A 13,426-nucleotide genomic window follows, 5' to 3' on the forward strand; every position below is an offset into this window, starting at 1 on the left:
TCGTCGTACCCGCCCCCGAGCCCACCCCGCATCAGCTGAGCCGGCCGTCCTCCAGGTGCACCACCGCGTCGGCGAACGACTCGAGCGCGGGGTCGTGGGTGGCGACGACGACCGTCGTGCCCTCGTCCACCACGAGCGCCCGGATCAGCTCCATCACGCTGGCGCCGGTCTCGGAGTCCAGCTGGGCGGTGGGCTCGTCGGCGAGCAGCAGCGGCGGCCGGCTGGCCAGGGCACGGGCGATCGCGATCCGCTGCTGCTGGCCGCCGGACATCTCGTCGGGCCGCTGGCGCGCGTGGCCGGAGAGCCGCACCCGGTCCAGCAGCTCGCTCACCCGGGCGTCCCGGTCGGCGGTCGGCACCCGGGTGATCCGCAGCGGCAGGCCGACGTTCTCCTCAGCCGTGAGCAGCGGCAGCAGCGCGAAGTCCTGGTGGATCACCCCGACGGTGCTCCGCCGCAGCTCCACCAGCTCGGCGTCCTTGGCACCCGTGACGGCGTGCCCGGCCACCTCGATGGTGCCCGAGTCGGGCCGGAGCAGCCCGGCGATCAGCCGCAGCAGCGTCGTCTTGCCGGCACCCGAGCGCCCCTTGAGCACGACCAGCTGGCCCTCGTCCACGGACAGGTCGACGCCCCGCAGGGCGTGCACGTCCTGCCCACCGTGGCCGTAGGTCTTGTGCAGGTCGCGGACCCGGATCATCGGTTCTCCTCCGGCCAGATCTGGATGTGGTCCTCGACCAGCTCCACCCGCACCCGGCGCTGCAGCCCGAGCGCGGTGACGAAGTCGGCGGGCAGCTGCAGCCGCCCCGCCCGGTCGAGTACGGCGAACTCCTCGGAGACCACGTGCCCTGCCTCGGCGCCGTCGCGGCGCAGCGTCTCCGAGGAGGTGCGGCCGTCGCGGATGGCCACGGTGCGCCGTACCTCCCCCGCGACCGTCGGGTCGTGGGTCACCACCACGACGGTGGTGCCGTGCTGCTCGTTCGCCTGCTGCAGCGCGCCGTAGACCTCGTGGCTCTCGGAGGTGTCCAGCTCGCCGGTGGGCTCGTCGCAGAACAGCACCTCCGGCCCGTTCGCGAGGCCGACCGCGATGGCCAGGCGCTGCTGCTCACCGCCGGAGAGGTCGGCGGGGCGGCGGTCCGCGCAGTCGGCGATGCCCAGCTGCTCCAGCAGCTCGGCGGCGCGGGAGTCCCGCTCGGCCCGGCCGGTCCCGGCCAGCCGCTGCGGCAGCGCGACGTTCTCCAGCCCGGTCAGGTAGGGCACCAGGTTGTCGGTCGCCCGCTGCCACACGAACCCGCAGGTGCGGAGGCGGTACTGCCGGCGCTCCCTGCGGCCCATGGTGAGCAGGTTGTGCCCCGCCACGACCGCCCGGCCGGCGCTGGGGGTGTCCAGGCCGGAGAGGATGTTGAGCAGGGTCGACTTGCCGCTGCCGGAGGCGCCGACGATGGCGACCAGGTCCCCCCGGTCGACATGCAGGTCGAGGCCCTGGAGGGCGACGACCTCGACGCCCTTGCGCTTGTAGATGCGCACGAGGCCCTCGCACTCGATCTGCGGAGTGCCGGTGTGGTCGACCGGGGTGGCGACGGCTGTGGTGGTCATGGGGTCTCCGATTCTGCCGGGTCCGGGCGGCGGGGCCGCACGAGCAGCGCGGTCGCGACGGTGACCAGCACCAGGGCCACGACCAGCGCGAGGAGAGTCAGGGGCGCGAGGCGCACCGGGAGCGAGACCGTCGGGGCGGCGAGGGCCGCGGGGTCGAAGGCATGGCCCGCGACCACCGCGAGGGCGACGCCGGCCACGGCGGCGGCCAGCGCGACGGCGCCCACCACGGGGACGATCGCCAGGGCGGCGGCGCGGCGGATGTCGCGCACTCCGGTGCCGAGGGTGCTCAGCACCCCGGAGGTACGCCGCCGCGCCGGGCCGCCCAGCACCACGACGAGCGTCAGCGCGACGAGGCCGAGCACGCCCCCGGCGAGCGCGGCCGACATCAGCACCCGACGGGTCCGCTGGACCGCGGGCGAGGAGAGCGCCTCCTCGGTGATCCGACTGCGGGAGAGCACCTCGGCCTGGGGGTCCCGCTCGCGGACGATCCGGGCGACCGCGGCCGGGTCGGGGTCGCCGGAGACGAGCGCGAGGTCGAAGGTGTCGGCGGCCCGGCCGGTGGCCTCGCCCATCGCGTCCAGATCGACGATGAGGAAGGGGTCCTCGCCGGTCAGCCCGGGGATCCCGTCGACCCGGTCGACGGCGCGGATCGTGGCGTCGCCGTAGGTGAAGCGCACCGTGGAGTCGCCGTCGAGCTGCAGCCCCGGCGAGGCGACGACCTCGAGCACGTCCCCGCGCGGCCGCGGCATCTCGAGATCGCCGACCGCCGGGTCGAGCACCCGCTGCAGACGCGCGGTGTCCGCGGCGATCAGCTGGACCTTGCCCAGCCCCTCGGGGGTCTCGACGGTCGCCTGGTCGTTGAGCAGCACGGGGACGACGGCGCCCGCGCCCGGGAGCCGCCCGACCCGGTCGAGGGCGTCCGCGCGCAGCACGCTGCTGCGCACCGAGACGTCGGCGACGGCGGTCTCCCAGCCCGCCCGCTCGGCACCCGCCTCCAGGGTGTCGTCGGCGGCGAGCGCCAGCACCCCGGTGGCCAGCGCGAGGACGGCGGCGACACACGCCAGGGAGGTACGGCGCACCACGTCGCCGGCCTGGGCGAGCGCGACCATCCCGACCAGCGAGCGGCCGCGTGCGGCGGTCCGGCCGACCGCGATGAGGAGCGGTCCGAGGAGTCGTACGGCGATCACCGCGGTCGCCGTACCGATGAGGACCGGGAGCGCCAACACGATCGGGTCCCGCGCGCCCACCGAGTCGTCGGCCCACACGAGCAGCACCCCACCGACGGCGAGGACGACCACGACCAGCTGGAGGGCGTCGACGAGGACGGTGCGGATCAGCCCCGTGGAGGCCGGCACCGCCTGGGCGACGGTGATGACCGCGACGCAGGCCAGCGCCGCGGCAGCGGCCACGACGAGGTCGCCCAGCCGCACGGGGCCGGGCAGAGCGGCGGCCAGTCCCACGAGCAGCAGCCCGGGCAGCACCCAGAGCACCGCCTCCACGGCGGCCCGGACGCCGAGCCAGGAGGTCGAGGCGCCGCGCGCCCGCATCACGGTGAGCACGGCCTGGCGCCGCTCGACCAGCAGCAGCGCGGCCGCCCAGAGGACGACGAGGAGGCCGGACGCCACGCCGCTGAGGACCAGGGTGAGCACGCCGTCGCTGGCGCGCAGCGAGGTGACGACCCCGGACGCGGTGTCGGCGAGGCCGGTCGCGGCCGAGGCCCCGGTGGAGGGCACCACCTCGGGCCAGGACTGCAGCCGGGTACGGCGGAGCTGCTCGACCAAGCCGGGCACGGCCTCGGCGTCCGGCGGCCGGGCCAGGTCGAAGCTGTAGCGCAGCATCGGGTCCTGCGGCCAGGTCGCCCCGAAGACCGTCTCGGGGTCGGCGGCCAGCGCGGTCGCCCGCACCAGGTTGACCTCGGGGAGCACCGAGATCGACGGTGCGCGGGTGGCCGGCACGTCGTCCAGCGCGGTGGGCGCCTCGCCGCGCGGGCGGAAGGTGCCCACCACCCGCAGGATGGTGGACTCGCGGGGCGAGAGGTCCAGGCTGGAGCTGGACGGCTCGGCCCACGAGCCGACCGGAAGGTCCAGTGCCTTCGCGGTCTCCTCGTGGATCAGCACCTCGACGACCGCGGCGGTCGCCGGGCCGTTGCGGTCGCGGGCCACGGCGTCGGGCAGTCGCCGTACCGTCGCTCCGGGACGCGGTTGGCGTCCGCTCACCAGGTCGACGAGCGAGGTCATCTCGGGGAAGCCGGCCACGGAGAGGTACGACGGCTGGGCGCTGCGCGCGGGCAGGATCTTCAGCGCCTGCTGGTTGGTCATCGCCACGGCACGGGGGCCGGACAGCAGCCGCCGCACCTGCGGGGAGATCGCCGCGCGCACCTCGGCACCGCCGCCCGCGGGCAGCCCGTCGGCGTCGACGCCGGTGTAGTCGACCTGCAGCTGGGAGGCGGTGTGGCCGGCGCGGTCGAAGGCGCCGCGGGCCAGGTCGTCGGCGCTGGTGCGCAGCCAGGCGGAGGAAGCCCCGGCGGCCACCGTGGCCCCGCTGCACAGGAGCACCAGCAGGAGCACGATCGCGCTGGGGCGGATGCCCGGGCGCCTCCGGGACGCGCGATGCCGGCCGGTCGTCATCGGCCTCCCTCCTCTCCGAGGCCGGGGGCCAGGTCGCGGCGCACGAGGAACCGGAGCGCCAGCACGGGCAGCAGCACGATCGCCAGGGTCGCGGCGAGCACCCACGCCCACGGCACCAGCAACTCGGGCGCCGGCACCAGGGGGCCGCCGTCGGTGCCGAGCACCAGCGAGGACAGGGTGACCGCGGCGACCGCGGCGCCGGCCAGCAGGCCCGCGAGCAGGCCGGTACCGCCGGCGAGCCCGAGCTCCCAGGTCAGGGCACCGGAGAGGAGGCGGCGGTCGCCGCCGGCGACCGCCACCATCCGGGCCTGGGCGGCGCGCTCGCGCCGGCGGAGCAACAGGACCGAGCAGAGCACCAGGACGCCGACGACCGTGGCGCCGAGGGCGGTGAGGGCGAGGACGTGGCCGAGGGCGGTCCCGCCCGTGGCCGGGTCGTCCTCGAGCTGGCGGAGCACGCCGTCGCGGGTCTGGGTGCGGGCGGCCAGGTCGGGCCGCTCCGCCAGGGCCGCGGCGACACGGTCCGGGTCGCGCGCATCCAGCCACCACTCGGTCGGCGGGTCCAGTGGCCCGCCGGCCGCCTCCAGCGCGCCCGCGTCGACCAGGACGCCGCCGTACCCGTCGGGGACGGTGCGCACGAACGGGACGAGGGCGGCGAGCTCGACCTCGGTCGAGCGGCCGAGCACGCTGAGTGTGAGGGTGTCCCCGAGGGACAGCCCGGCCGCGCTCGCCAGCGGCTCGGTCATCGCGACGGGGACCGGGCCGTCCCCCTCGGAGGCCAGCCGCCGCCACGGCAGCGGGTCCTCGGTGCCGACCAGTGCCTCGGCGGTGGCGGCGTCGAGGTCCACCGCCACGGCGTCGGCCCCGAGGTCGTCGACGAAGGTGGTGCTCCGGCGGACGCCGGTCACCGCGGTGACGCCGGGCAGGTCGCGCAGCGCATTCGCCTCCGCCTCCTCCCCCGCCCGGGTCGCCGACGGCGGCGCGGTCACCCGCACGTCCGCTCCGGCGACGTAGTCGGCCCGTGCCACCCGCGCCTGGGCGGTGCTGTCCCGGACGATCAGGGCGAAGGCGACGCTGCCGACGGCCAGCGAGACGGCGAGGACGAGCGGGACGGTACGGCGGGCCGCGCGGGCGGCCAGCAGCGACCCGAGGACCGCGGCCGTCCCGCGACGGTCCAGCAACCGCGCCAGCCCGCGCAGCAGGAACGGCGCCACGACGGCCGCGGCGAGCACGGTCACGGCGACCAGGACGAGCGCCGGGCCGGCGACCACCAGCGGGTCGAGACCGGTCGCACCGGAGGCGACCCGGTCGGCGTAGCCGCGCAGCGTGACGACACCGAGCACGCCGAGGATCGCCACCAGCATGAGCAGCGCCACCTGGGCGGTGAGGCGGCGCCGACGCTGCCGCTGCGGGTCGAGCTGCTCGCCCCGGTCGCCTCCGAGGGCTCGCAGGAGCGCGGGCGCGGAGAGCGCCACGGCGCAGCAGAGGGCCGCGACGGCGCTGGCGACCCACGCCGACGCGGACAGCGGCGGGCGGACGTCGCCGATCCGGATCGCGACGCTCGCCAGCAGCGGCCCGAACGCGGCGGCAGTGCCACAGATCAGCAGGTTCTCCAGCACGGTAGGGCCGATGAGCTGGCGGCGGGTGGCGCCGCGCGAGCGCCACAGCGACTCCTCCTCACCGCGGACCTCGGCCAGTCCGGCGGCGACGAGGACCAGTCCGGCGAGCGCCACCAGCACGAGCATCGCCACGGGGGCGAGGAGCAGGCCGCGCAGCACCGCGAGCTCCTCGGTGCGGTCGGCGATCGCCTCCCGCAGCCCCGACTCCGCGCTCACGCTGGCCGGGATGTCGGCGTCGACGACCTCGATGGCGTCCAGGGCCTCGGCGACGCCGTCGGAGAGCTGGGGAAACCGGTCGGCCGACAGGCTGAGGCTGGGTACGGCGCGCCAGGCGACCTCGGAGTCGGTGCCGGCGACGGCGGGGAACGCCTCCGGTGCGACCAGCAGCGCGGTGGGGTCCACCGTGCCGAGGGCCCGCTCGTCGTCGGCGGCCCAGGTGCCGACCACGGTCGCGTCGACGGTCCCCTGGCCCAGCCGCCCGGTGAGGCGCAGCCGGTCCCCCGGCTCCGCCGTACCCTGCGGCGCGAGGACCTCGAGGCGGTCGGGGCCGTCGGGGCCGGCCCGCGGCGCCCGCCCCGCGCCGATCACCGGATCGGCGCCCGCGACGGCCGCGAAGACGACGGGGGCGTCGGGGGCGTCGGCCCCCCGGGGAGCCCCACCGGCCCGGTCGAAGGTCCCCGAGGCCAGCGCGGTGACGACCGCGCCGCCCTGGGCGACGACCGGCGCCAGAGCGTCGCGCACCGCGCGGTCCTGGGCGGCTGGGTCGTCCTCGTCGTAGGTCGAGGTGACCGTCACCGTCGTGTCCTCGGGCGGCAGCGCCGACAGCGAGGAGGTGAGCGCCTGCTGGGAGATCAGTCCCAGGCTCGACCCGAGCCCGGAGACGAGCGCGCAGACGATGAGGACGTTCACCGCGACCGCGACCACAGGGGCCGGGTTGGAACGGGCGCGGCGCAGGACCAGAGCGGCTAGCGCCCCCATTCCACACCACCCCCGGGCCTGATCACCCGGAAGAAACTACCTTCCCCGAGGGGTGACCCCCGGGATGTCGGGGCTCAGGCCCCCAGGGAGTGGCCGGCGGAGCGGAGGTTCTCGCAGGCCTCGACCACGCGGGCGGCCATGCCGGCCTCGGCCTCCTTGCCCCAGGCGCGGGGGTCGTAGGCCTTCTTGTCGCCCACCTCGCCGTCGACCTTCAGCACGCCGTCGTAGTGGGTGAACATGTGCCCGGCGACCGGCCGGGTGAAGGCGTACTGGGTGTCGGTGTCGACGTTCATCTTCACCACGCCGAAGTCGACGGCCGCGCTGATCTCCTCCGCGGTCGAGCCGGAGCCGCCGTGGAAGACCAGGTCGAAGGGCCGCGCCGACGCGTCCTTGCCGAGCGCCTCGGCGGCGGCCTCCTGGGCGGCCTTGAGGATCTCCGGGCGGAGCTTGACGTTGCCGGGCTTGTAGACGCCGTGCACGTTGCCGAAGGTGAGCGCGGTGAGGTAGCGGCCGTTCTCGCCGGCGCCGAGCGCCTTGACGGTCGCGATGGCGTCCTCGGGCGTGGTGTAGAGCTTGTCGTTGATCTCGTTGGCGACGCCGTCCTCCTCGCCGCCGACGACGCCGACCTCGATCTCCAGCACGATGTGCGCCGCGGCGGCCTTGGCCAGCAGCTCCTCGGCGATCTGCAGGTTCTCCTCCAGGGGTACGGCGGAGCCGTCCCACATGTGCGACTGGAACAGCGGGGCCTCGCCCCGGCCGACCCGCTCGGCGGAGATCTCCAGCAGCGGGCGGACGAAGCCGTCCAGCTTGTCCTTCGGGCAGTGGTCGGTGTGCAGCGCGATGTTGACGGGGTAGCCCTTGGCGACCTCGGCGGCGTAGGCGGCGAAGGCCACCGAGCCGGTCACCATGTTCTTCACCGACGGGCCGGAGAGGTACTCCGCACCGCCCGTGGAGACCTGGATGATCCCGTCGGACCCGGCGTCGGCGAAGCCGCGCAGCGCGGCGTTGAGGGTCTGGGAGGACGAGACGTTGATGGCCGGGTACGCGAAGGAGCTCTCCTTGGCGTTGTCGAGCATCTGGGCGTAGATCTCGGGCGTGGCGATCGGCATGGGGAAAGACTCCTCGGCAGTGCGTCAGGGTGCACGCTCAACCCTAGTGGCTACCGATGAGTCGCCTGCAGTCTCGTCCGGCTGACAACCTTCAAGGCGCCGGGTCGGGTCACTCCGCCCGGAAGCCGCTGACGCCCTCGACCTCGCCCTGCTGCTCGTCCACCGACTCGACCTGCGCGCCGGACGGACCCTGGCGCATCCACGCCACGAGCTCCGCGACCTGCTCCGGCTCGCCCTCCAGGTGCGCCCGCACCGAGCCGTCCGGCTCGTTGCGCACCCAGCCCCGGACGTGCAGCCGCTCGGCCTCCTGCTGGGTGGTCCAGCGGTACGACACGCCCTGCACCATGCCGCGCACCACGACGTCGCGCGCGATGTCCGACCTGTTGTCCATGCCGCCAGGGTAGGCGGCACGCAGCGGCCGCCACGGCACCCCGAAGGGTGCGCGGGGCCAGCCGGCTACTCGGCTCGCGTGAGCACGTCCAGGAACTCGTGGTTCACGAACAGGATCTCCCGGCCGACCTTGACATCGCTGAGCAAGCCGGCTGTCACCAAGGCATGCAGCCACGTTGAGGCTGTCTGCCGCGACACCCCACATCGGTCGGTCACAGTGCTGATCCGGCAGTACGGCTGCTCGAAAAGCACGTCGAGGAACTGTGCATCCCGACCACCCGGGGTGGCCGCGCGAGCCCGCTCGGCAATGTCGTTCTGGCACGTGCGGATGGACGCGATCTTGCGCGTGGCTGACGTTGCAGATTCGCGCACGACGTCAAGGATGTAGAGGATCCACTCGATCCACGCGCCCTCGGCTGTGACGGCCCGTAGCAGGCGGTAGTAGTCGTTCTTGCGCTCGATGATCGCTCTGGACAGGTAGAGGATCGGGTCGTCCAGCAGCCGCGCCTCGATCAACATCAAGATGTTCAGGACACGTCCCGTGCGCCCGTTGCCGTCGTGGAACGGGTGGATGGCCTCGAACTGGTAGTGGGCTACGGCCATCCGCACCAGCGGATCGAGGTCGTCGCCGGCGTGGACAAACCGCTCCCAGTCGGAGAGTTTGTCGCGAATGACGTCGGCACCCTCCGGCGGCGCGTAGACGATCTCGCGCGTCGTTGGGTTGGCGATCCGTGTGCCGGTGACCGCGCGGACGTCCATGTCTCGACCGTGGAGCTCTGCACAGACCCGCACCGCCGTCGCTGCAGTCAGCGGCCGAGACCTGATTGCCTCGACGCCAGCGAAGAGGGCACTCCGGTACCGAAGGGCCTCCTTTGTGGCGTGATCGCCCCCACCGGACTCGACGTGCTTGAACAACTCGTCGGCCGTCGTCACGATGTTCTCGATCTCGGAGCTCGCTTGCGCCTCAAGCAGCGGCACCGCGTGGATCAGGATGGTGGGATTCGGGAGGAGCCGTCGCGCTTGGGCGAGCGTCGCCAACGCGGTTCGTGCCTCGACGGTCGCCTTCAGGACGGCCTTGGGCTCAAGATCGATGCCGTCCGGGGGCAACGGCGGCAGGTCGTTGAAGGGCACCTGAGGACTCCAGGACATGTGTCGGCTCCTTCAACGCATTCCGGTAACGTGTTAACAATTCTCAAAAAATCCAACATGTCGCGGAATGTGTGGGCGCTCCCACCTCGGGCAGCCGCCTCCAGCCCTCGGCTCTAGCCGCGCCAGGCCCCACCCAGGTCGGCGTGCTCGCGCACCCAGGAGTGCATGGCGATGGCGGCGGCGGCCGAGGCGTTGATCGACCGGGTCGAGCCGAACTGGGCGATGGAGAACGTCCCGTCGCAGGCCTCGCGCGCCTGCGCCGACAGGCCCGGCCCCTCCTGGCCGAAGAGCAGGCAGACCCGCTCCGGCAGCACGGTGGTCTCCAACGGCCGGGAGCCGGGCAGGTTGTCAATCCCCCACAGGGTCGCCGGCTCCGGCAGCGCGTGCAGGTAGGCCGCGAGCGCCGGGACGTCCTCGTGGTGCCGCACGTGCTGGTAGCGGTCGGTCACCATCGCGCCGCGCCGGTTCCACCGCCGGTTGCCGACGATGTGCACCTCCGCGGCGAGGAAGGCGTTGGCGGTGCGCACGATCGTGCCGATGTTGAAGTCGTGCTGCCAGTTCTCGATCGCCACGTGGAAGGCGTGCCGCCGGGTGTCGAGGTCGGTCACGATCGCCTCGACGCTCCAGTAGCGATAGCGGTCCACGACGTTGCGCCGGTCGCCCTCGGCGAGCAGCGCAGCGTCGTACTCCTCCCCCTCCGGCCACGGCCCCTCCCACGGGCCCACGCCGACCTCCGGCGGGCCGTGCGGCATCGGGTCGTACGGCGCCCGCTCCTTACGCTCCACGCCCCGCACCCTAGACGCGGGCCGGTCCCCGAGGCGCCTCCGGGCGGCGGTTAGGCTCGCGGGGTGACGTATCCTCTCACCACGCTCCTGGTGCCGCTGCTCCTGGGGATCGAGTGGATGGACCCCAACTGGCTGCTCGACCAGTTCGGCACCGAGCTGTTCTGGCTGAGCCTGGCCATCGTGTTCGTCGAGTGCGGCCTGTTCTTCCCGCTGCTGCCCGGCGACACCCTGCTCTTCGCAATGGGGCTGTTCATCGCCACCGGCCAGATCGACCTCTTCCCGGGCAGCCCCTGGCTGGAGCTGCTCGCGGCGCTCGGTGCCCTCACGGCCGCGGGCTTCCTCGGCAACGTCACGGGATACGAGATCGGACGGCTGATCGGCGAGCCGCTCTATGCCCGCGACGGGCGGATCATCAAGCGGAAGTACTTCGACCAGACGACCGCGTTCTTCGACAAGCACGGCAACAAGGCGCTGGTGATCGGCCGGTTCGTGCCGTTCGTGCGCACCTACGTCACCGTGGTGGCGGGCGTGACGAAGATGGAGCGGCACCGGTTCTTCCTCTGGAGCCTCATCGGCGCCGTGCTGTGGGTCGTCTCGATCACGCTGCTCGGCTTCTTCCTCGGCGACGCGTTCCCCGCGCTGGGCGAGCAGATCGACAAGGCGATCATCCTGATCCTGGCCTTCTCGGTCATCCCGATCGCCTGGGAGTGGTGGCGGCACCGCCGCACCAACGCCCCGGAGGCCGCGGACCGCGACCACGACGGCGTGCCGGACCGCGACATCACCGGGCGGGACACCACCCGGGACTGAGCCCGTCCCGTGCGGGCAGCACTCAGGCGCGTACGGCGTCCAGCTCGGCCTTGGTCAGCACTGGGCGCACCGCGAGCTGCACGTCGGCCAGCGGGTTCTCCCCCTCCGGGGAGCGGTCGATCGCGCACACCACCGTGTCCACCACCGCACCGCGCTCACGCAGGGCCCGGGTCGCGTCGCGCACGGCGCCGCCGGTGGTGATGACGTCCTCGATCAAGGTCACCCGCCGGTCCTCCACGTCGGGGCCCTCGGCCAGCTTGGCGGTGCCGTACTCCTTGGCCTTCTTGCGCACGAACAGCGCCGGCAGGCCGGTGCGCGCGGAGAGCGCGGTCACGATCGGGATGCCGCCGAGCTCCAGACCGCCGAGCAGCTCGGTGCCGTCGGGGATCAGCCCCACCATCTGGTCGGCGACCCGGCCGAGCAGGGCGGGGTCGGACTCGAAGAGGTACTTGTCGAAGTACTCGCTCGCGACCTGGCCGGACCGGAGGGTGAACTCCCCGGTCAGCCGGGAGCAGGCGTCGATGTCGGCGGCGAGGCTGGGGTCCGTGCTGCTCACGTGTCGCACCCTAGCCGGGGTCGTCCCCGGCCGGGCTCAGGGGTGACTCGGGGTCGGGTTCAGCGGCCTTCCCGATTGGCCGGCTCCGGGCGTTTCCGACACTCTGGAGGCCATGATCCTCGTGGAGTCCCTCACCAAGAAGTACGGCGCCTTCACCGCCGTCGACGACATCACCTTCACCGCCCAGTCCGGGCGCGTCACCGGCTTCCTCGGGCCCAACGGCGCGGGCAAGTCGACGGCGATGCGGGCCATGGTCGGCCTCACCCGGCCGACGGCCGGTAGGGCGACGATCGACGGGAAGGACTACACCTCCCTGGGCAACCCCGGGCGCGAGGTCGGTGTCCTCCTGGACGCCTCGGCGCAGCACAACGGCCGCACCGGCCGGGAGATCCTGTCCCTGTCCGCGGCCACGATGGGGCTGCCGAAGCAGCGGGTGGCCGAGATGATCGCCCTGGTGGGTCTCACCGACGAGGAGGCCGGGCGTCGGGTCCGCAACTACTCCCTCGGCATGCGACAGCGGCTGGGCATCGCCGCGGCCCTGATCGGCGACCCGCGGGTGCTGATCCTCGACGAGCCGGCCAACGGCCTGGACCCGGCGGGCATCCGCTGGATGCGCGACCTGCTGCGCGGCTACGCCAACCGGGGCGGGACGGTGCTGCTCTCCTCCCACCTGCTGCACGAGATCGAGGTCATCGCCGACGACCTGGTCGTCATCGGGCGCGGCCGGATCGTCGCCCAGGGGACCAAGGAGGAGCTGCTCGCCGGAGCCGGCACCCTGGTCCGCACCCCCGACGCGGACGCGCTCGCCACCCAGCTGGCCGGCCAGCAGATCAGCGCCACCCCCGTCGACGGGGGCCTGCTGGTCGACGCCGACCCCGCCGCCGTCGGGCAGGCGGCCCTGGAGGCCGCCGTACCCCTCACCGAGCTCCGGCCCGCCGACGGCGCCGGCCTGGAGGACATGTTCCTCGAGCTCACCGCCGACACCGCCCGCGAAGGAGTCTCCGCATGAGCGCCACCACCACCGTCACCACCTCCCCCACCTCGCCGGCCGTCGCCGAGGCGCCGGTCCCGTTCGCCCGGCTGGTCAAGGTCGAGCTGCGCAAGATGTTCGACACCCGCGCCGGCTTCTGGCTGATGGCCAGCATCGCGATCGTCGCGCTGCTGACCTGCGCCGGGGTGATCCTGTTCGGCAACGACAGCCTGCTGAGCTTCAGCACGTTCTCCGCCGCGATCGGCACCCCGATGGCGATCATCCTGCCGGTGATCGCGATCCTCGCCGTCACCAGTGAGTACAGCCAGCGCACCGCGCTGACCACCTATGCCCTGGTCCCGAACCGGGGCCGGGTGCTCGCCGCCAAGCTCGCCTCGGTCGTCCTGGTCGGCGTCGTGGCGATGCTGGTCGCGATGGGCATCGGCGCGCTCAGCAACGTCGTGGGCGCGGCGATCAACGGCATCGACGCGGTCTGGAACTTCAGCCTCGCGGCCTTTGGGAAGGTGATCCTGGCCAGCGTGCTGAGCATGCTGATCGGCTTCATGCTCGGCGTGCTGCTGCGCAGCTCGCCGGCCGCGATCGTGGCCTACTTCGTCTACTCCTTCGTCCTGCCGACCGTCTTCGGCGTGCTCGCGGCCTTCCAGGAGTGGTTCGCCGACGTGCAGCCGTGGGTGGACGTCAACTTCGCGATCACCCGGCTCTACGACGGCTCGATGGGCGCCGAGCAGTGGGCCCAGCTCGGGGTGACCAGCCTGATCTGGCTGTGGATCCCGTTGGCCATCGGCTCCTGGCTGGTCATGCGGTCGGAGATCAAGTGACCCGCGA

At 73.4% G+C, this 13,426-nt stretch carries 12 protein-coding genes; 3 read left to right on the top strand and 9 right to left on the bottom strand.

The annotated features are described in order from the left end of the window. Positions 1-31: 31 nt before the first annotated feature. From K8W59_RS15875 to K8W59_RS15910, 8 genes are all read right to left on the bottom strand, one after another. Positions 32-694 (bottom strand): ABC transporter ATP-binding protein, encoded by a 663-nt coding sequence (locus K8W59_RS15875; RefSeq protein WP_223395823.1) that lies wholly within the window; start codon positions 692-694, stop codon positions 32-34. Continuing rightward, the gene (locus tag K8W59_RS15880) at positions 691-1,590 is read right to left on the bottom strand and encodes an ATP-binding cassette domain-containing protein (protein WP_223395824.1); all 900 of its coding nucleotides are present in this window, start codon (positions 1,588-1,590) and stop codon (positions 691-693) included. The genes K8W59_RS15875 and K8W59_RS15880 overlap by 4 nt, the downstream gene beginning before the upstream one ends. Further along, on the bottom strand, positions 1,587-4,217 hold the full coding sequence (locus K8W59_RS15885) for a hypothetical protein (protein ID WP_223395825.1): 2,631 nt from the start codon (positions 4,215-4,217) through the stop codon (positions 1,587-1,589). Before K8W59_RS15885 ends, K8W59_RS15880 begins: the two co-directional genes overlap by 4 nt. Further along, positions 4,214-6,742 carry an FtsX-like permease family protein gene (locus K8W59_RS15890; protein ID WP_223395826.1) on the bottom strand — a complete coding sequence of 843 codons (2,529 nt, stop codon included), beginning with the start codon at positions 6,740-6,742 and terminating at the stop codon, positions 4,214-4,216. Before K8W59_RS15890 ends, K8W59_RS15885 begins: the two co-directional genes overlap by 4 nt. Before the next feature lie 143 nt (positions 6,743-6,885). Beyond that, complete coding sequence (fbaA, locus tag K8W59_RS15895; protein WP_223395827.1) at positions 6,886-7,920, bottom strand: class II fructose-bisphosphate aldolase; 1,035 nt, start codon at positions 7,918-7,920, stop codon at positions 6,886-6,888. Between the two features lie 109 nt (positions 7,921-8,029). Next, a complete protein-coding gene (locus K8W59_RS15900; protein WP_223395828.1) occupies positions 8,030-8,311 on the bottom strand; it encodes an acylphosphatase in 282 nt (93 codons plus the stop codon). Positions 8,312-8,376: 65 nt separating this feature from the next. Next, positions 8,377-9,441, bottom strand: a complete 1,065-nt coding sequence (locus K8W59_RS15905; RefSeq protein ID WP_223395829.1) for a Fic family protein — start codon at positions 9,439-9,441, stop codon at positions 8,377-8,379. 131 nt (positions 9,442-9,572) lie between these two features. Continuing rightward, positions 9,573-10,211: a TrmH family RNA methyltransferase gene (locus K8W59_RS15910; RefSeq protein WP_223399882.1), complete on the bottom strand. Its 639-nt coding sequence runs from the start codon at positions 10,209-10,211 to the stop codon at positions 9,573-9,575. A gap of 96 nt (positions 10,212-10,307) precedes the next feature. Between K8W59_RS15910 and K8W59_RS15915 the strand changes: the two genes are divergently transcribed. Beyond that, complete coding sequence (locus K8W59_RS15915) at positions 10,308-11,054, top strand: DedA family protein (RefSeq protein WP_223395832.1); 747 nt, start codon at positions 10,308-10,310, stop codon at positions 11,052-11,054. A 22-nt stretch (positions 11,055-11,076) separates the two neighbouring features. Here K8W59_RS15915 and pyrE read toward each other — a convergent pair whose 3' ends face one another. Beyond that, entirely contained in the window at positions 11,077-11,610 is a 534-nt protein-coding gene (pyrE, locus tag K8W59_RS15920) for an orotate phosphoribosyltransferase (RefSeq protein WP_223395834.1), read from the bottom strand. A 112-nt stretch (positions 11,611-11,722) separates the two neighbouring features. On the opposite strand from pyrE, the gene K8W59_RS15925 reads away from it, so the two are divergent. Together K8W59_RS15925 and K8W59_RS15930 are read left to right on the top strand one after the other, a co-directional pair. After that, complete coding sequence (locus K8W59_RS15925) at positions 11,723-12,619, top strand: ABC transporter ATP-binding protein (protein ID WP_223395843.1); 897 nt, start codon at positions 11,723-11,725, stop codon at positions 12,617-12,619. Beyond that, positions 12,616-13,419, top strand: a complete 804-nt coding sequence (locus K8W59_RS15930; protein ID WP_223395845.1) for an ABC transporter permease subunit — start codon at positions 12,616-12,618, stop codon at positions 13,417-13,419. The genes K8W59_RS15925 and K8W59_RS15930 overlap by 4 nt, the downstream gene beginning before the upstream one ends. Positions 13,420-13,426 lie beyond the last annotated feature (7 nt).

The organism is Nocardioides rotundus, assembly GCF_019931675.1.
Lineage (GTDB): Bacteria > Actinomycetota > Actinomycetes > Propionibacteriales > Nocardioidaceae > Nocardioides > Nocardioides rotundus.